Raw genomic sequence first — 20,244 nt, forward strand, 5'->3', positions numbered from 1 at the left:
GATATTGTAAGGCTCCCGCTACGCAGCCGTGATGCGTAAGGTCGTGAGAGTCATCGCCGGACTGGTCTTGCTGGCCGCGATACTTGCCGCGATCGGCTATCACAACGCGCGCGCCGCGCCGGCGGTTCGTCGCGCATCGATCGTGCTGCCCGGCTGGCCGCGCGGCGCGGCGCCGGTGACGGTCGCGCTGCTGGCCGATATCCATATGCAAAGCGCGAGCATGGAGCCGCGGCGATTGCGGCGGATCGTGAAACAGATCGATGCCCTGCATCCCGATCTGATCGTGCTGGCGGGCGATTTCATCGAAGGCGAGAGGAAGAGGGAGGCGGCTGATGCGCTGCCGCTGCTCGCCGGTCCGCTCGGCGGACTTCGTGCGCCGCTCGGGGTAATCGCCGTCCTGGGCAATCACGATCACTGGACCGATGCGCCCGCAGTCGTCGCGATGTTGCGTGCTCGAGGCATTACCGTGCTCGATAACCAGGCGGTGCGGCGTGGACCGCTGGCGATCGGCGGGGTGGATGATCTCAACACGCATCACGCCCGGTCCGGAAAAGTGGTGGCAGCGATGCGACGCCTGCCCGGGGCTCGATTGCTGATCTCGCACACGCCCGACGTCGTGCATCATCTGCCGGATGACGTGCATCTCGTGCTGGCGGGGCATACCCATTGCGGGCAAATCGTGCTGCCGGTGATCGGTGCGCTCGCGAGCGTCGCCGATCCGCGGTATCGCTGTGGCCTGGTGCGTGATCCCGGGCGCGCGGTGATCGTCACCGCCGGCCTCGGCACCACGCTGCTACCGTTGCGCTTCGGCGCGCCGCCGGACGTGTGGCTGGTGCGCGTCAGCGGTCCGGCGTCGTCAGCTCGCTAGATCGTCCTCGGGCGAGATTTTAACGATCGCATCGATTTCCACCGCCGCGCCAAGTGGCAGGGTGGGGACGCCGACGGCGGAGCGGGCGTGGCGGCCGGCATCGCCGAACAGCGCGACCATCAGTTCGGAGGCGCCGTTGGCAACCTTCGGCTGATCGGTGAAATCCGCGGTCGAGTTGACGAACACGCCGAGCTTGACGATCCGTTCGACGCGATGGAGGCCGCCGAGCGCCGCTTTCATCTGCGCGACCAGCATCAGCGCGCACCGCTGCGCGGCTTCCTGACCGTAATCGAGATCGCGATCGGCGCCGAGCCTGCCGGTCATCAACTGGCCATGCTCGAACGGAAGCTGGCCGGAGATGTGGAGCAGCCCGCCTGCCTCGACGGCGGGGACATAGGCAGCGACGGGAGCGGCCGGCTCGGGCAGCTTGAGGTCGAGCTCGGCGAGCGTGCGTTCGATTCGATCGGTCATGGCCTTGGCAGGTGCCGGTCCGGGCCGCACCGGTCAAGCCCTGGCGGGTGAACCCGCTGCGAAGCGCTCGGTGATCCACGCCTGCGCATCGCGCCAGTCGTCGATCCGGGCGTGCGCCGCGGGCGCCGGCGGGACGCTGGGTGCAAGGCTGGGCTCGGAGACCATGTGGAGACGGTGGACTTCCGGCGCGTGGCGCGCCACAGAATCGTGATGGACAGCAAGATCGTCGACAAACACCGTCACGCTCGCGCGATGTTCAGCGACGAGGCGCGCCACGGGATCGCCCTTGCCGCCCTGGTTGCATTCGACGCGGTGATCGATGCCGAAAGCGGCCAACTGATCGATTCGCGCCGTGCGGCAGGCGTCGGAAAGGTTGGTGAGGATGACGATGTCGGCGATGCCGGAGAGCGCCTGGAGCGCCTCGCGGGCGTGCGGCACCAGGGTCTGGCGTTCCATCTCGGCCGGGAAGAACCCGCCGAGCAGGCCCCACATCTCCTCCATGGTCGGGCGCGTACCGTCGGCGCGGGTCATGCTGTTGGCGAAATCGCCGCCATCGGGCGTGAAGGCGATATCGTGCGATTCGCGCAGCCACGTCCCAAAATGACGCACCATGTGCAGCAGCACTTCATCGCAATCGCAGATCAACAGGGGCTTGGTCATCGGGTCTCCAGGCAGCGGCGCGCCGCGATCAGATCGGCCGGCGCGGCGCCGATCGCCTTGGCGCAGGCGATCAGGTCCGGCTCATGATTTTCGAGAAAACAAAGGGTTGCGGCGAGGACGGCGGGCTCGGACGCGCGCGATCGCAAGTCTTCCGGGGAAAGGCCGGTGAGCGCGAGGAGCCGATAGGCACGATCGGAATCGCCCAGCGTCCAGGCCAGCGCGCGAAGCGCCAGCGCCATCGTGTCAGGCTCGATTGTCTCGAATGGGAACATGCAGTAAATAGCGATGGTAGCGAGTAGGGACGATACGCAGGTGACAAAAAGGGTGCTCGTTGTCGAGGACAACGAACTCAATCTGAAACTGTTCTGCGATTTGCTGCGCGCGCACGAATTCGCCGCCGAACCGGTGCGCGACGGCCGCGACGCGATCATGCGCGCACGCGATTTCGATCCCGAACTGATCATCATGGACATCCAGATGCCGCATGTCAGCGGTTTCGAACTGATCGAGACGTTGAAGGGCGATGACGCACTACGCCGCATCCCGATCATGGCGGTGACGGCCTATGCCGGCCGCGAGGACGAGGATCGCATCCGCGCCGCGGGGGCGGATGCTTATGTGTCGAAGCCGATCAGCCTCGCGCGCTTCGTCCAGGAAGTCTCGGCGCTGCTGCCCGAAGCAGTCAACTGATACGGAAAAAGCCGCAGGCGTTTCCGCTTGCGGCCTTGAGCCCCAGCCAGCGCCGGGGCCGCGTAAGTCGCGCGGGAGCGCGAGTTACTTGATCTTGGCTTCCTTGAACTCGACGTGCTTGCGCGCGACGGGATCATACTTGCGGAAGGTGAACTTCTCGGTCTGCGTGCGGGGATTCTTCTTGGTGACGTAGAAGAACCCGGTGTCCGCGGTGCTGACGAGCTTGATCTTGACGGTGGTCGGCTTGGCCATGACCTGAAATCCTGCGTGTGTCTGAAACGGCAGAAGCGGCGAACGCGCGTCCGCCGCTCCTTGAAGGTGGCGCCGATGCGACAGCCGGGTGGAAAAGTCAAGGGCGCCACGCGCCGCTTTTCGCGCCGAGGCCGCTTTTAACGCGGCATTTACCATGCGGGCGCATGGTGCTTCCCTGACAGGTGGGAGTGGACTGATGGGGGATGGCATCAATCGCGACCCGGGATATGTCCGGATCGATCTTGCCCAGCGCATTGCCGCGCTCGACGCCCTGGCCGCGCATGGCCGGGCGGGTGATCTGGCGCAAGACCTTGATGCGATCCGGCGGATTGCCCAGGCGGCGGGAATGCAGCCAGCTGTCTCGGTCGCGCATGTGCTCGATGCGGCGCTGGCACGCGGCGAGCGCGGGCCATTGATCCATGGCTGGCTGGAGGTTCTGCGTGATGCGGTCGGCTGCGATCGCAACGATCTGCCGACCTGCGATGCCTATGTCGCCGCCTGCTCGGTGCGGCTGGCGAGCTGACCAGGGCCATGGATGCGCTGATGGCCGCCCTGGTCGCGGCGCTCCTGGCCCAGGCAAGCGATCGTGGGGTGTGGCTCGCGGCTCGTCTCGGCGATCGATTCGATCGGCATTGGACGGCGGTTGCCGGGTTGGTGATCGCGCTCGTCGGGATCAACGCGATCGCCGCGGCAGGCGCGACGCTGATCGCGCCGATGCTGACACCCAATGCCAGCGCATTGCTGCTCGCCCTGGCGCTGATCTCGGCCGGCGGCGCGGCGCTGTTCGCGCCCAAGCCGCCCGCTGAAACCTTCCGCGGGGGCGCCTTCATCGCCAGCCTTGCCGCGCTGCTGGCGCTCGGCATCGGCGATCGCACGCAGTTCATCACCTTCGCGCTGGCGGCGCGGACGCCGATCCCGGCGCTCGCCGCGGTCGGGTCGACGCTCGGCGGGCTCGTCATCCTCGTTCCGGCGATGCTTGCGGGTGAGCGGGCCTATCGCGGTCTTCCCCACCGCGCGATCCGGTTGCCGATCGCGGCGCTGCTGCTGATTGTCGGCGCAATCGTCGGACTGGGCGCCTTGAGACTGCTCTGAAACACTCGATTACTGTTATCGTAAACTTGCGGATGCCGGGGACGGACCCAATCTGGCAGTGAGCCGTTGTCGTTTCGTATCCACAATCAACGCATCAGGAGTTATCGCGATGGCCGACACCAACGCTTCCCTCAAGACGCCCACCGACATCAAGTCGAACGAAGCCAAGACCGTGGCCGAGGCGCTCAACGGCATCCTCGCCGATACGTTTGCGCTTTACCTCAAGACCAAGAATTTCCACTGGCATGTCTCCGGCCCGCATTTCCACGATTATCACCTGATGTTCGACGCGCAGGCATCGCAGATCTTCGCGACCACCGACGCGATTGCCGAGCGTGTGCGCAAGACCGGCAACACCACGCTGCGTTCGATCGGCGATGTTGCGCGGCACCAGACGATCAAGGACAATGACGCCGATTTCGTGAAGCCCGAAGACATGCTCAAGGAGCTTCGCGACGACAATCTCAAGCTGGTCGAGAAGCTGCGCGAGGCCAAGGACATTGTCGACGAGGCCAAGGACAATGCGACCAGCGGCATCCTCGACGACTGGACCGATCAGGCGGAGGAACGCGCCTGGTTCCTGTTCGAGGCCGCGCGGAAATCCTGAATAAGCCGCGACAGCGGCCGGCCGATCGCGGCCGGCCGCTGCCCGGGAGGGTATCATGCTAAAATGGGCTTTCATCTTCCTCGTCATCGGATTGGTGCTGGGGGTGCTTGGCTTCGGCGGGATCGGCGGCGCGTTCGTCGGCATCGCCAAGATCCTGTTCTTCATCGCGCTGGCGATCTTCCTGATCCTGCTCGTGCTGGGCCTGCTGGCCGGCAAGGCGATCAAGGACACGCTCGACTGAGGTGCGAGATGACGAGACGATTGCGGGCATGACCACGAACAAGGTGATCGCCCGCATCGCCCCCGGCGTGACCGGGATCGCCGCTCCTGATTGGGATGGTTGCGCCGGGCGTGGCAATCCCTTCGTCAGCCACGCCTTCCTGTCGATTCTGGAGGAATCGGGGAGCGCCGTCGCCCGTGCCGGGTGGCAACCGATCCCGATCGTGATCGATGGCGACGACGGCCATCCCGATGCGATCGCACCGGCTTATGCCAAGAGCCATAGCCAGGGCGAATATGTCTTCGATCATGCCTGGGCCGATGCGTGGGAGCGTGCCGGTGGGCAATATTACCCCAAGTTGCAGGCCGCGGCGCCGTTCAGCCCCGTGCCGGGGCCGCGGCTGCTGCTGCGCGATCCCGCCGCGGCGGCGCCGTTGATCGCCGCGTTGGAGGCGGTGACCGATCAGCATGGCCTGTCGTCCGCCCATGCGACCTTCATCGCGCCCGATCAGGTGCCGCTGTTCGAGCAGGCGGGCTGGCTGATCCGCCGCGGCATTCAGTTCCACTGGCGCAATCGCGGCTATGCCAGCTTCGACGATTTCCTCGGCGCGCTCGCCTCCCGCAAGCGCAAGGCGATCCGCAAGGAACGCGCCGCGGCGCTCGATGGCCTGACGATACGGCATGTCACCGGCGCCGATCTCACCGAGGCCGATTGGGACGCCTTCTGGATATTCTATCAGGATACCGGCGCGCGCAAATGGGGACAGCCCTATCTTACGCGCGCCTTCTTCTCGCTGCTCGGCGAGCGCATGGCGGACAAGGTGCTGCTGTTTCTTGCCGAGCGCGATGGCCGTCCGGTCGCGGGCGCGCTCAACCTGATCGGCGGGGATACGCTCTACGGCCGTTATTGGGGCTGCATCGAGGACGTGCCGTTCCTGCATTTCGAGCTATGCTATTATCAGGCGATCGAAGCAGCGATCGTCCGTGGCCTTGCGACCGTCGAAGCCGGCGCGCAGGGCGAGCACAAGCTGGCGCGCGGCTACGAGCCGACGCCAACCTGGTCGGCGCATTACATCCCCGATCCGGGCTTTCGCCGCGCGGTCGCCGACTTTCTCGACCGCGAGCGCGCGGCGATCGCCGCGGACGAAGAGTTCCTTGGTGGCATGATGCCGTTCAGGAAAGCTTGACGGCGGCGGCCTCGCGCTCGGCGAGCGGCGGCTGCTTCTCGGGCACCTTGTACAGTACCGATGTTCCGGCGCGCCACACCGGCTGCAGATCGGCGGCGAGGCTGGCGTCGTAGCGCGGTGGATTGATCAGCCAGACATAATCGAACGCGCGACGCGGGAACCACGCCAGCGACTGATCGATCGTCATCCAGCGTTGACGGAAGCATTTACGCTCGGTGACGATCTCGGAAGGGTCATGGGCAAAAGCGCGGGCGGCGGGATAATCGACGTTGAGCAGTTGCGCGCCGGCCATATCCCATTGATCGTTGGAAAAGCCGCGACGGCGGACCATCACCATCGCCGGCAGATGCTCGAGCCGCGACATCGCCCAGACGTCGCGACAATGCCCGCCAACCAGCCCGAGCACGCGCGCGCCGGCGGGCACGTGGTCGAGCGCGGCAAGCTCGGTCTTGTAGGTCTGGGCGTACATGCCGAAGCTCACCGTGGTCGCGGTCAGCCGCACCAGCGTGAAGGCCAGGCCGATCGCGGCAACGAGGTTGGCATCGCGCATGTGATAGCCGGGCCGCTCGCGCAGCGCGATCACCAGCACCGCCAGCATGAATGGCGCGAGCCGCATGTCGGCATAGGCCGATCCGAACACGATGCGCGGCAGCACCAGATAGGCGGCGATCAGGCATAGCGCCGAAAGCGTGAGGTTGCGCGAATAGGTGATCGTGCGGTCGCGCAGCCCCTTGACCAACAACAGTCCGATGACGCCGAGCGAGGCGAGGTCGAAATCCTGCCAGCGGTCACGCAATATGTCCTTCACCCAGCGCCACTTGAGCCGCCAGTTGAACCAGTCTCCGGTGAAGCCGCCGACATGCTTGCCGCCGCGCCAGATCACCATCAGCGCCATCGGTACGCACAGCGGCAGGCAGTGCGGCGCGGCCATGAACGGCGCCTTGAGCCAGCTCTTGCCCTTGTCGTGCGCGCGGACCAGTTCGGCCGAGAAGGCGAGCACGCCGAGCGTCCCCCAGCCGTACGTGTGGCATAGCCAGATCAGGCACGAAATCGGCACGAACAGCGCAGCGCGCAGGCCGATTCGATTGAGCCGGGCGAGGCGCAGCCACAAGGCGAAGGCGTTGAGCGCTAGGCCCATCGACAATGCGAAATTCACGAAGCCGAAGTGGAAGGGATAGCTATAGGCAAGCGGCAGCGCGAACAGCGCGGTGGCGGGGATGCGCCCGTGCACCTCGCGCGCGATCCACAACAGCCCCGAAACGATCAACAGGGGGATCGTCATGACGATCAGCTTGACCGCGAGCTCGAGCCCGAAGATCGGCGCCAGCGGAATGACCAGCAGATCGATGCCGAGATTGCCGATCAGCTGCCAATGAAAATGATACCATTGGGTGAACCACGGATCGTGCCCGATATCGAGCTGCACGCGATAGCGGCCCATGTGCCCAGGCAGATCGACCATCGGCGGGATCGAGGGATAGAGAAGCGGGATGATCGAAGCGAGCGCGATCGCCACGACGAACCATCGCGTCTGCCACCAGTGGATTGGCTCTCGGCCGCTGTCCCCCATCATTCAGAGGCTTTAGCGGCGGTGGGCAGCGTCAGACAAGCACGCTTCGCCGCATTCCTATCCGCGCGGCGCGATGCGATAGACCGCCGATCGGCCGTTTTGCCAGATCAGCGAAAGATCCGGCGCATGCGCGCGGCCGGGCGGGAAGCCGATCGTCCAGACGCGATCGAACGTGCCGCGATCGAAGTGCGCGATTGCCGTATCGAAATCGGTGATCTGGTAGCCGGCGCCGGCCGGGTAGACGATCTGCGACGGATCGCGATCGTAAGGCGCCGCGGCCGGATGCAGCGGCGTGACGAGTTGCTGGCCCGTGAGCGACCATTGTTCGTTGGTGAACACGTGCCGCCGCGCGATGGCGATGCCAGCCAGATGCGTATCGCGGGAAACCGGCCAATCGGTCTTGGCCGGCTCCGCTTCGAGGACCAGCACGGCCGACCCGGCGGGCAGCGCATCGAGCACGGCGAGGTCGCGCGATTGGGCGTTGGCGGCTTGCGCGAACACGATCGTCGTGGTCGCCAGGCGCATGACGAAGAAGCCGGTTGCCGCGGCCGCCAGCCAGCGCGCGCGCGGCCAGCCCTGCTCGACGCGGATTGCGAGTATCGCCAGCGCCAGCGTGGCCGGCAGGATGCGCATGTCGACATAAGCGCCGCCGTCGAACAGGCGAGGTAGCGCCAGGAAGGCGAGCAATCCGAACGCGGCGGGCATGGCGAGTAGCGGATCGAGCCGTAGCCGCGTCGAGCGAGCGGCGAGGGCGGTCAATGTAAACAGGGCGATAGCACTCAGCAGATCGTAAACAAGCCAGCGTTCGCGTAGCACCGATAGCAGCCAGACCAGCTTGAGCGGCAGATCGAACCAGTCGCCGGTATCGCCCGCCGCCGGTTGCGCGAGGTCGGTCGCCGTCGCGACGAGCGGCAGCGCCATCGGCAGCACCATCAGCCCGGCGAGGAGCACCGCTTTCGGCCATGCTGCCCCCGCGCGGCGGCGCAGCACGGTCTCGGCGCCGAGCACAAACAGGCCGGTCATCGCCCAGCCGAACGAATGGCAAAGCCAGATCAGGCAGGCGAGCGGCGCGAACAACAGCGCACGTCGCCATGCCGGCCAGGTGCGCGCGAGCCTGATCCACAGCGCCAGCGCGGCAAGCGCCAGCGCCGCCGACAGGCAGAAATTGACGAAGCCGAACTGGAAGGGCAGCGCATAGGCCAGCGGGAAAGCGAAGGGTGCCGTTGCCGGTACGCGCCCGTGAACTTCGTACGTCAGCCACAGCATCGCAGCGATGCTGGCCGCCGGAATCGCTATGACCGCGAGCTTGGCGGCTGGCTCCAGGCCGAGCAGCGGCCGCAGTGCCAGCACCACGCTCTCGATCCCGAGGTTGCCGATCAGGTGCCAATGCACCGCATAATGACGCGCGAGCGGGCCGTGCCCCGCTTCGGCGAGGATGCGGTAGCTGCCGAGATGCCCCGGAAAATCGGTCAGCGGTGGCACCGCCGGCCACCACAAGGGCACGGTGGCGGCGACGATCGCGGCGAGCGCCAGCCAGCGGGAAAGAGGCCAGCCGTCGGCGCGGCTCACCCCCGGCATGGCGCGCCGTGATTGACCCGATAGAGTAGGAGGTCGGTCGTCGGTAGTACGATCGGCGACAGCCATCCCGGTGTTCGGCCGGCTATCAGGCGTGCGGCGAAACCGTTTGGAGCTGCGGTGCGGTAAACGGCGGATTCACCTGAGTCCGGGGCTAGCAAAACATAATCGAACGACCCGGCGCAAATGATTGATCGGGCTCGCTCCGGCGAGCCGATGAAAGCGGCGATTGCGCGGTGGAGCTGACGCTCCATGCGGTGATAGCCGCCGACATAGACATCATGATGCGTCGCCGAGATCAACCGCGGACCGATGTCGACTTCATTGAACATGAGCCCTGCCGGCAGCCGATTCAGTGCCGCGATACCGCAATCGACGCCACAGCCCGTCTTGGGAGTCAGATCTGGCGCGTCCGTCTCGGGTGCGATCCATCCCGCGGCCGAGACGGGCATAAGCGGTGACAGGGCAAATATCATCGCAGCCATAGAGAGAATGCGCGGTATCGATGCGCCGATGCTCTCGACACGCGGACGCAGCGTCTGCACGATCAGCAACGCGCCGGGGATCGCGATGACGTTGGACAGACCGGCTGCTCGTCTTACCATCACACCGATAAGAAAAGTGGCGAGCGCAACGAGCACCAAGAGGAGCCAGCGTCTCCGTGTTTCCGATGCTTCAGCGCGAGCCCAGCCAAACGCCGCGCCTACCAGCCCGACTACGGGAAAGGCGATCATGGAGACGGCGCCAACCAAGGATTGGTCGTAGAAGGGAAGCCCTTCCACGACGTTGTCGTACCAGAATCGCCGGACGAGAGGATCCATCTGGCCAAACGGACTTCCCAGGCAATTGGGCGCGGCCAGCGCGAAGAATCCGGCACCGATTGCTCCAGCGACGGCAAGCGCGGCGAAGCGTTGTGCCATGCCGCGGCGCCTCGTCAATTGTACCGCCAGCGCAGTGGCGGCAGCCGCCACGATCAACGCTTCGACGTGAGCGGGCTTGATGACGTCGCATAATTGCGTGGCCCACCGAATGGTTGGTGCGGTGGCAACGAAATAGACCAACTCGGTCGCTGCTAAAGATGCCATGAAGGCAACCAGTCTCGCGCTCGACTCACGACCGATCGCCCAAAGCAGCGCCAATATTCCCGCCAATGCGACGGCGAAGGGAAGTCCCTCAAGCGAGATCGACAGAAACGTGGCGGTTGCGACGCCGGCAAGGAGACCGGAGCGCCGTGGCGACTGATCGAGCAAAGCGGCAAAGGCGGCGGTGCCGAAACAGATTTGCCAGCCGTGATGATCGATCCGGGTGGGAAACATCTGAATCAGCACGGCGGGGGCGGTGGCGAGCATGAACGGCGCAAGCAGGACGAGCAACGAATCAGGACCGATCAGGCGGCGGACCGCGATCATCAGGGCAACCATCGTTGCCCCGAGTGTGGCCAACGGCACCAATGTTATAGCTATCTGCTCTGCGCGCGCTTCGCCGAGCAGCGGCGCAAGCGGAGCGATCACGGCAAGCAGAGGAAGGTCGACCAGCCGCGACCAATGCATGGCCAGGCCGAAGGGCGGATCGATCCGATGCTGGGTCATGTCGAACCAGCTTTGCCCGTGAACGAGATCGCGTACCTGCTGGAGTCGCATCGCATCGTCGACATCCGTCAGGTGATGCGTCGCGATATCGGGCCAGAATCGAACCAGCAACATCGCAGACACGATGATCCAGACAAGCAGCAGGCCCAGCCAGGGGAATGGCGGTAGCGCGCTGTCTGTCTCTACCGCGCTGACGTTCGGAGCGACGGGAGCGACGGTCGGGGTGTCTGCCGCCGTCGCCACGTCAGGCGGCCTTGAGGCGCTTGGGCACCAGCCGTTCGGAGTGCAGCGCTTCCTGCTGCCCCTCGTCGCCCGACTCGTGATATTCGGCGTCCTCGTTGACGCACCAGATATCGTAGATGCGGTGGCCGGCGAGGATGTTCTTCACCGTCAGCATCGCCGTCATCATCGCGTGATCCTGGTTGTTGTAGCGATGCATGCCGTTGCGCCCGACCATGTGGAGCGTCGGATAGGCGCCCTCCAACTCACGGCGCATCGCCTCGACATTGTCGCGATAGCTGTCGTCATAGACAGGATAGGCCTTTTCCTGGCGCACCACCACGCCGCCTTCGACCTGCGCGGGATCACAAAGCCCCAGTGTCGCCATCTCCCGCGTCGCCAGCGCGACGAGATCGTCGTCGCTGGCGTTCCACAGGCCGTCGCCTTCGAAGCAGAAATATTCGAGGCCGACGCAGGCGACCTCGGGATCGGGCACCATCTCCGGCGACCACGACCGGAAATTCTGGATGCGGCCGACCTTCACCTTCGAATCGTGGATGTAGATCCAGTTATCGGGGAACAGGTCGGGCGATCGGATGATCAGCGCGACGGTGAGGAAGTCGCGATATTTGAGGTCGAGCGCGTTGGCGGTCGTCGTTGGCAGCGGGTGGATGCGGCCGGCGAGCTCGCGCATCGGCGCCGACGAAATCACATCGGTGGCGCTGATCACCATGGTTTCGCCGTCGGACGTCCGCGCGGCGACCCGCCAGCGGCCGGTGACGGGATCGTGGCGGAGCTGCTGCAGCGCGTGACCCATCAAGATGCGGTTGCCGCCGGCGATCACCTTGTCGCGTGCCGCTTCCCACATCATGCCGGGGCCCTGGCGCGGATAGCGGAACGTCTCGAGCAGCGTCTTGACCGCCATGCCGTCGTTGCGCCGCTTGTGCAGGCCGAGCGAGCGCTTGAGCCCGTCGAGCACCGCGCCGCCGAGGCTCAACCCCTTGATCCGCTGCGCCGCCCAATCAGCCGAAATTTCGTCGCACGGCATGCCCCACACTTTCTCGGTATAGGTCTTGAAAAAGATCGAGAACAGCTTGTGACCGAACTGATTGACCACCCAGTCCTGAAAGCTGGTCGCGTCCTTCTTCGGAAACATCTTCCAGCGCAGGTAGGAGAGCATGCACAGGCTCGATCGCCAGATGCCGAGATTGCCGAGTGCTTCGAACGCACGCAGCGGGTAGGAATAGAATTTACCCTCGTAATAGATGCGGCTCATGCGCGGGCGCTGGATGAAATCGTCCGGCAGGATCTCGTTCCAGAGATCGACCACTTCCTTCGATTTCGAGAAGAAACGGTGGCCGCCGATATCGAAGCGGAAGCCGGAATGCTCGACGGTGCGGCTGATGCCGCCGACATAGACCGGGTCTTTCTCGATCACGACGACCGATTTTCCGGCTTTCGTCAGAAGATAGGCGGCGGTGAGGCCCGCTGGCCCAGCGCCGATGATCGCCACATCGGCAGCACGCGTCTCGTTCATTCCAACCCCCAGCTTGGTCACTGCGAAGTGGAGTGAACGAAAGCCTTTAAAGGCTGGTTAACGAGAAATTAGAGGCACGCATGGCTCCAAGTCCGTCACCCTGAACCTGGTTCAGGGTCCATGGTGCAACACATCCCCCGCACGAGCGGCCAGCGTTGCTTCATGGATGCTGAACCAAGTTCAGCATGACGGCCGGATTGAACTCAGCGATCCCGCCGGCCGAGCAGCCGCAGCCTGAGCGCGTTCAATTTGATGAAGCCCGCCGCATCGCGCTGGTCATAAGCGCCCTGATCGTCCTCGAAGGTGACGACCTTCTCCGAATAGAGCGAATTGGGCGACTTGCGGCCGATCACATGCACGCCGCCCTTGTAGAGCTTCAGCCGCACCGTGCCGGCGACCTTTTCCTGGCTGTGATCGATCGCCGCCTGCAGCATCTCGCGCTCGGGCGAGAACCAGAAGCCGTTGTAGAGCAGCTCAGCATAGCGCACCGCGAGCTCGTCCTTGAGGTGCGCCGCGCCGCGATCGAGCGTGAGCTGTTCGATGCCGCGATGCGCGAGGTGGTAGATCGTCCCGCCCGGCGTTTCGTACATGCCGCGCGACTTCATCCCGACGAAGCGGTTCTCGACCAGGTCGAGACGGCCGATGCCGTGGGTGCGACCGAGATCGTTCAGTGCGGCCAGCAACGTCGCCGGGCTCATCGCTTCGCCGTTTAGCGCGACGCCGTCGCCCTTCTCGAAATCGATGGTGATGATTTCCGGCTGGTCGGGCGCATCCTCGGGGTTGGCCGTGCGCGAATAGACGTAATCGGGCACCTCCTCCCACGGATCCTCCAGCACCTTGCCCTCCGACGAGGTGTGGAGAAGGTTCGCGTCGGTCGAGAAGGGCGATTCGCCGCGCTTGTCCTTGGGCACCATGATCTGGTGCTTCTCGGCGAAGTCGATCAGCGCGGTGCGACTGTTCAGGTCCCATTCGCGCCACGGCGCGATCACCTTGATGTCGGGCGCCAGCGCGTAATAGCCGAGCTCGAAACGGACCTGGTCATTGCCCTTGCCGGTCGCACCGTGCGCGACGGCATCGGCATTGACCTGCCTGGCGATCTCGATCTGGCGCTTGGCGATTAGCGGCCGCGCGATCGACGTGCCGAGCAGGTACAGCCCCTCATACAACGCATTGGCGCGCATCATCGGGAATACGTAATCCTTGACGAATTCCTCGCGCAGGTCGTCGATGAAGATGTGTTCGGGCTTCACCCCGGCATCGAGCGCCTTCTTGCGCGCCGGCTCGAGTTCCTCGCCCTGGCCGAGATCGGCGGTGAAGGTAACGACCTCGCAGCCATAGGTCTGTTGCAGCCACTTCAGGATCACGCTGGTGTCGAGGCCGCCCGAATAAGCGAGGACGACGCGATTGATCTTTTCCGACATGGCAGGCTCCGGACGTGAAGGGAGAGAGTCGCGCCGCGCTCTAGGTTGCGCGTTCGCCATGTGCAAGATCGACCGAGAGGAGCAGCGCCGGTAGATGCGCGCCGAGCGCCGCCGCACGATAGATGTAGCTGAGGCCAAGCGCCCACCACACGCCATTTTCTCCAAAGCGGCGGAACAGCAGGTCTGTGGCGATATAGAGCGCGGTGGCGAGGATCGCCGCATTCCTCAGCGCGCGGCCGCGCGTCGCGCCGATGAAGATACCGTCGAGCAGCCAGGCCGGCGCGCCGATCGCCGGCACGATCGCGGCGAACACCAGCATGTCGCCGGCGATCGCGCGGACATCGGCATTGGTGGCGAGGAAGTCGATGATCGGTTGGCCGACGATGAGAAAGACGGCGGCGAACGCGACGCCCGAGGCAAGGCAGAACTCGCCGGTCAGCCGGATCGCGCGGCGCATCGCGCTGGCCGAGCCGGCGCCGATTGCCTGGCCGATGCGCGATTCGGCGGTAAAGGCGAAGCCGTCGAGCACGAACGCCGACACGCTGACGAACTGCATCAGCACCTGATTGGCGGCCAGCGTGGTCGCGCCGAGCCGGGCGCCGGCATTGGTGAACCAGGCGAACAGCAGCAGCAGCGCGATGGTGCGGATCATGATGTCGCCATTCACCGCAAACAGCCGCTTGAGCGCGGCGCGCGCGAACAAGGCGCGCGAGACGAGGCCCCTCAGCACGCCGAGGCCGTCGGTGTAGCGCGTGGCGATCAGCGTGCCGGTGACGAGCGCGGTCCATTCCGCACACGCAGTGCCCAGCCCGACCCCGCGCGCGCCCAGCCCGAAATGCCAGACGAACAACAGGTCGAGCGCGACGTTGACCAGGTTCATCACGATCTGCAGTGCCAGCGCGGCGCGCGTGCGGCCCAAGCCGAGCAGCCAGCCGTTGAGCGCGAATACACTCAACGATGCCGGCGCGCCGAGAAAGCGGGCGCTGACATAGCCGCTCGCCGCCGCGTCCAGCCCCTTGCCACCCGCGAGCAGCGCGAAGGCGAGCGGGATCAGCGCGATCTGCAGCACGAACAGCGCGCAGCCCAGCCCGAAGCCGAGCGCGAGCCCGCGCAGCAGCATCGCCTCCACCTCCGCGCGGTCACCCGAGCCTTCGGCCTGCGCGGTCATCCCGGTCATCCCCATGCGCAGGAAGCCGAACGTCCAGAAAATGAAGTTGATGACCGTTGTACCGAGCGCCACGCCGGCCAGCGCTGTGGCGTCGCCAGTCCGCCCGATCACCGCGGTATCGACCAGGCCGACCAGCGGCACCGTCGTCTGGCCGAGCATGATCGGCCACGCCTGGGCGAATATCGAACGGCGGGTGAGCGGAGCGACGGCCATCGTCGCCGCGCTAGCGGCGCGGCGCGGCTACCGCAATCAGCGGGCCGCGATCAGCCGGCTCGGCCAGCCGACGCGGACGAGCAGATCGTCGGGGCCGTTGAGGGCGAATTCGTACATCCCCCACGGCTTGTGGGTCGGCGCCTTCTCGCGCTCGATGATCGCCTCGCGCATTGTCTCGGCCAGTGCATCGACGCGCGGCGTGTAGAGATAGACGCCGAACGGGTTGCGGCCGGGCACCACCCAGCCGTCGACCGCCTTGTTGAGGTGGACATCGCAGCCGTCGCCGTCGGAAAGCATGCGGTAATCGTCATAGCCCTGACCGGCGGGACGGAAGAAGCCGAGCCGGTTCCACCAGGCTTCGGCCGCGTCGAGATCGTTGCAGGGCACGATCGCGGTGAGCCCAGGGCGGGTAGAATCGTTGGCCGTCATGCTGAACCTCCGGTTGAGATGAGGCAATTAATAAGCTATGCGTATTATTATGTCGAGCGCAATCGATCGGGATTCGGACGCCGCGCTGGTGGCGCGGGGGGTGTTGCGGCTGGCGCGGCGGCTGCGATCCGAAACGACCGAGGTGGCGGGGCCGTCGCCGGCCGCTCTTGGGTTGCTGGCGACGCTGCATCGCGAAGGGGCGATGCCCGGCGTCGCGCTCGCCGCGGCGGAGGGGCTCAAACCGCAATCGCTCACGCGTCTGCTGACCAAGCTCGAGCAGGAGGGGGCGATCGCCCGCTCGCCCGATCCCGATGATCGCCGCAACCTCGTGATTGCCATAACGATCGAGGGGCGGCGTACCCTGAGTCAGGCGATGCGCGAGCGTCGCCGCTGGCTCGCGGCGGCGATCGCTGAGCGGCTCGACGATGATGAGCGCGCGGCGCTTGTCGCCGCTGCCGCATTGCTGATGCGCCTCGCGTTATAAGGTGCGGACGAGGCGGACCGCACAGGCGATCCATGGTGGATCGGCGACGACTTGCTGCCGTGCGCCGGCCCCGGGCGGCAGCAGGTGCAGTTTTTCGCCGTCACGGCCGATCAGCCGCCCGAACATGAACCTGCCGGCCGGGCGCGGCACCAGCACGTCGCGATTGAGTGCGCGTGCAAAGTCGCCGGGCGCAAGCCGCTCGCACCACAATTCGTCGCCCGCGCGATAATCGCCGGCGCCGGCCGAAACCAGCACCGCGACGAGGCCGGGGGCTGGCTGCGGTGGCGTCACCGCCTGCTGGTGCCGCGGCGCATGGGCGCCATCGCCGTCAAGGATCGCCGCAACGGGAAGGTCCGCGCGCTCGGGCAGCTTGACGAGATCGGCCGCGGCAACGCCGAGCGCATCGGCGATACGGTTGAGCCAGGCGACCGACACCGTGCGCGTTCCCGTTTCGAGCCGGCCAATTGTCTGCGCCGTGGTCGGCGGCACGCAGCGCGCGGCAACCTCCTCGAGCGTCAGTCCCTTGGCGCGGCGGACCTCGCGGATCGCGGTTATCATCATTCCCTCGCAATAACCAAATCGGTTTATTCTCTTTCCTACAACAGGGGCGCTGTGGCAAGGGGGCATCGATTCGAACAAATGGAGAACAATCAATGCGCCATCTCGTGGAGAGCGAAATCGACGACCGCGGCATCGTTCGAAGGCCCAAATCCGGGCGCGGCCGGCGGCGCAGCGTGACGGTCAACATCGCCGAATCACCGCTCGCCTGGCTGCGCGCGCGGGGCAAGGTCGATGCCCGCCAGTTCGAAGCGGGCGAAAGGCTTCGCGCCGATTATGAAAAGGCGCAGCTCGGCCCGCGCGTCACGATGCGCTGGGATGCCGCCCCGAGCGGCGGTCGGCCCGGCCCCGCCGACCATCTCGATCCCACGACCGCGCAGATCGATGCCAAGCGGCGGTTCGACGGCGCGATCGCGGCCGCCGGGCCGGGCCTCGCCGATATCCTGTGGCGGGTGATCTGCGCAGGTGAGGGGCTGCCCGCGGCGGAGCGGGCGCTCGGCTGGCCGACGCGCGCGGGCAAGCTGGTGCTCGGCCTCGCGCTCGATCGGATCGCGGATTATTATCGATTGCCCTGATCGTTATCGGCGCGGCGGCGCTTTCGCCGGCGCGGATCACCCGATAGATGTGGCGCATGACTGCCCGTATCGACAGCCTGCCGCACCGCCGCGCGATCATCGATCGCCGTGCGATCGCCGACGATCTCGCCGCAATCGAGGCGAAGGATGGCGCCGCGCTGCGCGGCGCGACGGTGCAGCGGTTGAAGCAGGCGCTCGACGCCGGCCGGGCCGAGATCGAGCGGCGCATGGCCGAACATCCGACCCGCGGGCTCGAACTCGCTGCCGCCCAGGCGTTCCTGATCGATCAGATCTTGCGGCTGCTTTACGACGTGACGACGACGCGGCTGCATCCCAATGCCAATCCTACTGCCGCCGAACGGCTCGTGCTTATAGCGGTTGGTGGCTATGGGCGCGGCGAGATGGCGCCCTATTCGGATGTCGACATCGGCTTCCTCACGCCCTGGAAGCAGCCCGCCTGGGCCGAGCAGGTGATCGAATCGATCCTCTATTCACTCTGGGATCTCGGGCTCAAGGTCGGGCATTCATCGCGCTCGCTGGACGAGATGATCCGCCAGGCGAAGGGCGACATCACCGTGCGCACTGCCTTGCTGGAGGCGCGCTACATCTGGGGCGATACCGATCTCTATGAAGAAGCCGCGCGTCGCTTCAATGCCGAGGTGCAGGCCGATACCGCGCGCCAGTTTATCGCCGACAAACTCGCCGAGCGCGAGGCGCGGCACAAGAAGATGGGCGACAGCCGCTACGTCGTCGAGCCCAACGTCAAGGAAGGCAAGGGCGGGCTGCGCGATCTCCAGACGCTCTTCTGGATCGGCAAATACGCCTATAATGTCCGCTATGCCGCCGACCTCGTCGATGCCGGACTGCTGACCGCGGCCGAATATCGCCAGTTCCAGCGCGCCGAGAATTTCCTCTGGGCGGTTCGCTGCCACCTCCACGCCATCGCCAAGCGCGCCGAGGACCGGCTGACCTTCGACATGCAGCGCGAGATCGCGGTGCGGATGCGCTACGCCGATCGCCCCGGCAAGGCGGCGGTCGAGCGGTTCATGCAATTCTATTTCCTGCAGGCCAAGGCGGTCGGCGATCTTACCGGTGTGTTCCTTGCCCATCTCGACGAGAGCTTCGCCGCGCGCGGCCGCCGCTTCGGGTTGCCGAGCCTGCGCCGCCGCCCGCGCAAGCTGCACGGCTTCGTGCTCGATCGCGGCCGGCTGGCGATCCCGACCGACGATTTCTTCGCCGAGGAGCCGGTGCGCCTGATCGAGCTGTTCCAGCTTGCCGATCTCCACGGCCTGGAAATCCATCCGCTGGCGATGCGGGCGGCAGCGCGCGATGCCAAGCTGGTCGACGATATCCGTCGCGATCCGCGCGCCAATACGCTGTTTCTCGACGTGCTCTCGTCGCCACGCGATCCCGAGACGGTGCTGCGCTGGATGAACGAGGCGGGCGTGTTCGGGCGCTTCGTGCCCGATTTCGGCCGCGTCGTCGCGCAGATGCAGTTCGACATGTATCACCACTACACCGTCGACGAGCACACCATCCGCGCGATCGGTCTGCTGGCGAAGATCGAAAAGGGGGAGCTCAGGGACGACCACCCGCTCGCCACCGGGATCATGAAGCGGCTGGTGTCGCGCCGCGCCTTGTATGTCGCGGTGCTGATCCACGACATCGCCAAGGGGCGCGGCGGCGATCATTCGGTGCTCGGCGCCGAGGTGGCGCAGCGGCTGTGCCCGCGGCTGGGCCTCACGCCGGCGGAAACCGAGACGGTGGCGTGGCTGGTGCGATACCATCTGCTGATGTCGGCCACCGCGTTCAAGCGCGACCTCGCCGATTTCAAGACGATCCTCGATTTCTGCGAGATCGTGAAGAGCCCCGAACGGCTGCGCCTGCTGCTGGTGCTGACGGTGGTCGACATCCGCGCGGTTGGTCCCGGCGTGTGGAACGGGTGGAAACGGCAATTGCTCACCACGCTCTACGACGCCGCGGAAGAAGTGCTGCGGCTCGGCCACAAGCACAAGGGTCGTGGCGAGCGGATCGCTGCCAAGCAGGACGATCTCAAACGGGTGCTGGGCTGGGACGAGGCGGCGTTTCGCAAGCTCGTCAAACGCTTGCCCGAATCCTACTGGATCGCCGAGCCCGATGACGTGCTCGCCCGCAACGCCGCGCAGATGGCGGCGGCGGGCGACGCATCGCTATCGATCGAGGCCGAGGTTTATGCCGAGCGTGGCGCGACGTTGGTGACGGTCTACGCAACCGATCATCCGGGGTTGTTCTATCGGGCAGCGGGCGCGATCCACGTCGCCGGCGGCAACATCATCGATGCGCGCATCCACACCACGCGTGACGGCATGGCGCTCGACAATTTCCTCGTTCAAGATCCGTTCGGCCGTCCGTTCGATCATCCCGAGCAGCTCGCACGGATCAAGACCGCGATCGAGGATGCCTTCGCCAATCGCGGTCAGCTGATCGAGCGCCTCAAGGCCAAGCCGTTGCCGCGGACCCGTGCCGAAGCGTTCGAGGTCGAGCCAAATGTGTTCGTCGACAATGCCGCATCGAACCGGTTTACGGTGATCGAGGTCAATGCGCGCGACGGGCCGGCGTTGCTCAACCGGCTGGCGCGCGCCCTGTTCGAATCGCGCACGACGATTCACTCGGCGCATGTCGCCACCTATGGCGAACGTGCGGTCGATACGTTTTACGTGACCGATCTTACCGGCGACAAGATCGCCAATCAGCAGCGCCTGCGCTCGCTGGAAAAACGCCTGCTTGACGCCGCCGCCAATCGCGAGGCGCCAGCCGACGTGGAGGCGGCCTGATACCAAAACGGCCGGCTGTCACGGGGGCGGCCGGCCGTTTCGATCAT

At 65.7% G+C, this 20,244-nt stretch carries 22 protein-coding genes; 10 read left to right on the forward strand and 12 right to left on the reverse strand.

Going from position 1 to position 20,244, the window contains the following annotated elements:
* Positions 1-31 precede the first annotated feature (31 nt).
* Entirely contained in the window at positions 32-868 is an 837-nt protein-coding gene (locus K7G81_RS15620; protein WP_223031753.1) for a metallophosphoesterase, read from the forward strand.
* On the opposite strand, the gene K7G81_RS15625 is transcribed toward K7G81_RS15620, so the two are convergent.
* The 3 genes from K7G81_RS15625 to K7G81_RS15635 are packed head-to-tail and all read right to left on the reverse strand — an operon-like array spanning position 857 to position 2,238.
* A complete protein-coding gene (locus K7G81_RS15625; RefSeq protein WP_223031754.1) occupies positions 857-1,339 on the reverse strand; it encodes a RidA family protein in 483 nt (160 codons plus the stop codon). The genes K7G81_RS15620 and K7G81_RS15625 overlap by 12 nt on opposite strands.
* A 33-nt stretch (positions 1,340-1,372) precedes the next feature.
* A complete protein-coding gene (locus tag K7G81_RS15630; RefSeq protein WP_223031755.1) occupies positions 1,373-1,999 on the reverse strand; it encodes an HAD family hydrolase in 627 nt (208 codons plus the stop codon).
* Positions 1,996-2,238, reverse strand: a complete 243-nt coding sequence (locus tag K7G81_RS15635; RefSeq protein ID WP_223031756.1) for a DUF3572 domain-containing protein — start codon at positions 2,236-2,238, stop codon at positions 1,996-1,998. Before K7G81_RS15635 ends, K7G81_RS15630 begins: the two co-directional genes overlap by 4 nt.
* Before the next feature lie 73 nt (positions 2,239-2,311).
* Here K7G81_RS15635 and K7G81_RS15640 point away from each other — a divergent pair, with 73 nt between their 5' ends.
* Positions 2,312-2,689: a response regulator gene (locus tag K7G81_RS15640; RefSeq protein ID WP_223031826.1), complete on the forward strand. Its 378-nt coding sequence runs from the start codon at positions 2,312-2,314 to the stop codon at positions 2,687-2,689.
* Between the two features lie 84 nt (positions 2,690-2,773).
* Here the strand turns inward: K7G81_RS15640 and rpmG are convergent, their stop codons facing one another.
* Positions 2,774-2,941 (reverse strand): 50S ribosomal protein L33, encoded by a 168-nt coding sequence (gene rpmG / locus K7G81_RS15645; RefSeq protein ID WP_223031757.1) that lies wholly within the window; start codon positions 2,939-2,941, stop codon positions 2,774-2,776.
* Between the two features lie 196 nt (positions 2,942-3,137).
* Between rpmG and K7G81_RS15650 the strand changes: the two genes are divergently transcribed.
* The 5 genes from K7G81_RS15650 (at position 3,138) to K7G81_RS15670 (ending at position 6,046) form a co-directional block, all read left to right on the forward strand.
* Positions 3,138-3,464: a hypothetical protein gene (locus tag K7G81_RS15650; protein ID WP_223031758.1), complete on the forward strand. Its 327-nt coding sequence runs from the start codon at positions 3,138-3,140 to the stop codon at positions 3,462-3,464.
* Positions 3,465-3,484: 20 nt separating this feature from the next.
* Positions 3,485-4,033, forward strand: a complete 549-nt coding sequence (locus K7G81_RS15655; protein WP_255587155.1) for a TMEM165/GDT1 family protein — start codon at positions 3,485-3,487, stop codon at positions 4,031-4,033.
* A 109-nt stretch (positions 4,034-4,142) separates the two neighbouring features.
* Complete coding sequence (locus tag K7G81_RS15660) at positions 4,143-4,640, forward strand: Dps family protein (RefSeq protein ID WP_223031760.1); 498 nt, start codon at positions 4,143-4,145, stop codon at positions 4,638-4,640.
* A 55-nt stretch (positions 4,641-4,695) separates the two neighbouring features.
* The gene (locus tag K7G81_RS15665; protein WP_223031761.1) at positions 4,696-4,881 is read left to right on the forward strand and encodes a DUF1328 family protein; all 186 of its coding nucleotides are present in this window, start codon (positions 4,696-4,698) and stop codon (positions 4,879-4,881) included.
* Positions 4,882-4,909: 28 nt separating this feature from the next.
* The gene (locus K7G81_RS15670) at positions 4,910-6,046 is read left to right on the forward strand and encodes a GNAT family N-acetyltransferase (protein WP_223031762.1); all 1,137 of its coding nucleotides are present in this window, start codon (positions 4,910-4,912) and stop codon (positions 6,044-6,046) included.
* On the opposite strand, the gene K7G81_RS15675 is transcribed toward K7G81_RS15670, so the two are convergent.
* The 7 genes from K7G81_RS15675 to K7G81_RS15705 all read right to left on the reverse strand — a co-directional run bounded on the left by K7G81_RS15675 (position 6,033) and on the right by K7G81_RS15705 (position 15,767).
* Entirely contained in the window at positions 6,033-7,619 is a 1,587-nt protein-coding gene (locus K7G81_RS15675; protein WP_255587156.1) for a hypothetical protein, read from the reverse strand. The genes K7G81_RS15670 and K7G81_RS15675 overlap by 14 nt on opposite strands.
* Positions 7,620-7,673: 54 nt before the next feature.
* On the reverse strand, positions 7,674-9,194 hold the full coding sequence (locus tag K7G81_RS15680; protein WP_223031763.1) for a hypothetical protein: 1,521 nt from the start codon (positions 9,192-9,194) through the stop codon (positions 7,674-7,676).
* Complete coding sequence (locus K7G81_RS15685; RefSeq protein WP_223031764.1) at positions 9,182-11,023, reverse strand: hypothetical protein; 1,842 nt, start codon at positions 11,021-11,023, stop codon at positions 9,182-9,184. The genes K7G81_RS15680 and K7G81_RS15685 overlap by 13 nt, the downstream gene beginning before the upstream one ends.
* A gap of 1 nt (position 11,024) precedes the next feature.
* Positions 11,025-12,536 carry an NAD(P)/FAD-dependent oxidoreductase gene (locus K7G81_RS15690; RefSeq protein WP_223031765.1) on the reverse strand — a complete coding sequence of 504 codons (1,512 nt, stop codon included), beginning with the start codon at positions 12,534-12,536 and terminating at the stop codon, positions 11,025-11,027.
* Positions 12,537-12,739: 203 nt separating this feature from the next.
* Positions 12,740-13,957 (reverse strand): argininosuccinate synthase, encoded by a 1,218-nt coding sequence (locus tag K7G81_RS15695; protein WP_223031766.1) that lies wholly within the window; start codon positions 13,955-13,957, stop codon positions 12,740-12,742.
* A gap of 40 nt (positions 13,958-13,997) precedes the next feature.
* Positions 13,998-15,338, reverse strand: coding sequence for an MATE family efflux transporter (locus K7G81_RS15700; RefSeq protein ID WP_255587158.1), 1,341 nt, complete (start codon positions 15,336-15,338; stop codon positions 13,998-14,000).
* A gap of 36 nt (positions 15,339-15,374) precedes the next feature.
* The gene (locus K7G81_RS15705; protein ID WP_223031767.1) at positions 15,375-15,767 is read right to left on the reverse strand and encodes a VOC family protein; all 393 of its coding nucleotides are present in this window, start codon (positions 15,765-15,767) and stop codon (positions 15,375-15,377) included.
* A gap of 49 nt (positions 15,768-15,816) precedes the next feature.
* Between K7G81_RS15705 and K7G81_RS15710 the strand changes: the two genes are divergently transcribed.
* Positions 15,817-16,251 carry a MarR family transcriptional regulator gene (locus tag K7G81_RS15710; protein WP_223031768.1) on the forward strand — a complete coding sequence of 145 codons (435 nt, stop codon included), beginning with the start codon at positions 15,817-15,819 and terminating at the stop codon, positions 16,249-16,251.
* On the opposite strand, the gene K7G81_RS15715 is transcribed toward K7G81_RS15710, so the two are convergent.
* Positions 16,246-16,809 carry a helix-turn-helix domain-containing protein gene (locus K7G81_RS15715; protein ID WP_223031829.1) on the reverse strand — a complete coding sequence of 188 codons (564 nt, stop codon included), beginning with the start codon at positions 16,807-16,809 and terminating at the stop codon, positions 16,246-16,248. The two genes, K7G81_RS15710 and K7G81_RS15715, sit on opposite strands and share 6 nt — an antisense overlap.
* Positions 16,810-16,904: 95 nt before the next feature.
* Here K7G81_RS15715 and K7G81_RS15720 point away from each other — a divergent pair, with 95 nt between their 5' ends.
* On the forward strand, positions 16,905-17,384 hold the full coding sequence (locus tag K7G81_RS15720; protein ID WP_223031769.1) for a DUF6456 domain-containing protein: 480 nt from the start codon (positions 16,905-16,907) through the stop codon (positions 17,382-17,384).
* 56 nt (positions 17,385-17,440) lie between these two features.
* A complete protein-coding gene (locus K7G81_RS15725; RefSeq protein WP_223031770.1) occupies positions 17,441-20,197 on the forward strand; it encodes a [protein-PII] uridylyltransferase in 2,757 nt (918 codons plus the stop codon).
* Positions 20,198-20,244: the final 47 nt, after the last annotated feature.

The sequence above is a fragment of the Hephaestia mangrovi genome (genome assembly GCF_019880555.1).
GTDB lineage: Bacteria > Pseudomonadota > Alphaproteobacteria > Sphingomonadales > Sphingomonadaceae > Sphingomonas > Sphingomonas mangrovi.

Excerpts from the sequence above, each read along its gene's own strand:
- K7G81_RS15620 (WP_223031753.1), top strand. The coding sequence starts at position 32 with ATGCGTAAGGTCGTGAGAGTCATCGCCGGACTGGTCTTGCTGGCCGCG.
- K7G81_RS15625 (WP_223031754.1), bottom strand. The coding sequence starts at position 1,339 with ATGACCGATCGAATCGAACGCACGCTCGCCGAGCTCGACCTCAAGCTG.
- K7G81_RS15630 (WP_223031755.1), bottom strand. The coding sequence starts at position 1,999 with ATGACCAAGCCCCTGTTGATCTGCGATTGCGATGAAGTGCTGCTGCAC.
- K7G81_RS15635 (WP_223031756.1), bottom strand. The coding sequence starts at position 2,238 with ATGGCGCTGGCGCTTCGCGCGCTGGCCTGGACGCTGGGCGATTCCGAT.
- rpmG (WP_223031757.1), bottom strand. The coding sequence starts at position 2,941 with ATGGCCAAGCCGACCACCGTCAAGATCAAGCTCGTCAGCACCGCGGAC.
- K7G81_RS15650 (WP_223031758.1), top strand. The coding sequence starts at position 3,138 with ATGGGGGATGGCATCAATCGCGACCCGGGATATGTCCGGATCGATCTT.
- K7G81_RS15655 (WP_255587155.1), top strand. The coding sequence starts at position 3,485 with ATGGCCGCCCTGGTCGCGGCGCTCCTGGCCCAGGCAAGCGATCGTGGG.
- K7G81_RS15660 (WP_223031760.1), top strand. The coding sequence starts at position 4,143 with ATGGCCGACACCAACGCTTCCCTCAAGACGCCCACCGACATCAAGTCG.
- K7G81_RS15665 (WP_223031761.1), top strand. The coding sequence starts at position 4,696 with ATGCTAAAATGGGCTTTCATCTTCCTCGTCATCGGATTGGTGCTGGGG.
- K7G81_RS15670 (WP_223031762.1), top strand. The coding sequence starts at position 4,910 with ATGACCACGAACAAGGTGATCGCCCGCATCGCCCCCGGCGTGACCGGG.
- K7G81_RS15675 (WP_255587156.1), bottom strand. The coding sequence starts at position 7,619 with ATGATGGGGGACAGCGGCCGAGAGCCAATCCACTGGTGGCAGACGCGA.
- K7G81_RS15680 (WP_223031763.1), bottom strand. The coding sequence starts at position 9,194 with ATGCCGGGGGTGAGCCGCGCCGACGGCTGGCCTCTTTCCCGCTGGCTG.
- K7G81_RS15690 (WP_223031765.1), bottom strand. The coding sequence starts at position 12,536 with ATGAACGAGACGCGTGCTGCCGATGTGGCGATCATCGGCGCTGGGCCA.
- K7G81_RS15695 (WP_223031766.1), bottom strand. The coding sequence starts at position 13,957 with ATGTCGGAAAAGATCAATCGCGTCGTCCTCGCTTATTCGGGCGGCCTC.
- K7G81_RS15700 (WP_255587158.1), bottom strand. The coding sequence starts at position 15,338 with ATGGCCGTCGCTCCGCTCACCCGCCGTTCGATATTCGCCCAGGCGTGG.
- K7G81_RS15705 (WP_223031767.1), bottom strand. The coding sequence starts at position 15,767 with ATGACGGCCAACGATTCTACCCGCCCTGGGCTCACCGCGATCGTGCCC.
- K7G81_RS15710 (WP_223031768.1), top strand. The coding sequence starts at position 15,817 with ATGTCGAGCGCAATCGATCGGGATTCGGACGCCGCGCTGGTGGCGCGG.
- K7G81_RS15715 (WP_223031829.1), bottom strand. The coding sequence starts at position 16,809 with ATGATAACCGCGATCCGCGAGGTCCGCCGCGCCAAGGGACTGACGCTC.
- K7G81_RS15720 (WP_223031769.1), top strand. The coding sequence starts at position 16,905 with ATGCGCCATCTCGTGGAGAGCGAAATCGACGACCGCGGCATCGTTCGA.
- K7G81_RS15725 (WP_223031770.1), top strand. The coding sequence starts at position 17,441 with ATGACTGCCCGTATCGACAGCCTGCCGCACCGCCGCGCGATCATCGAT.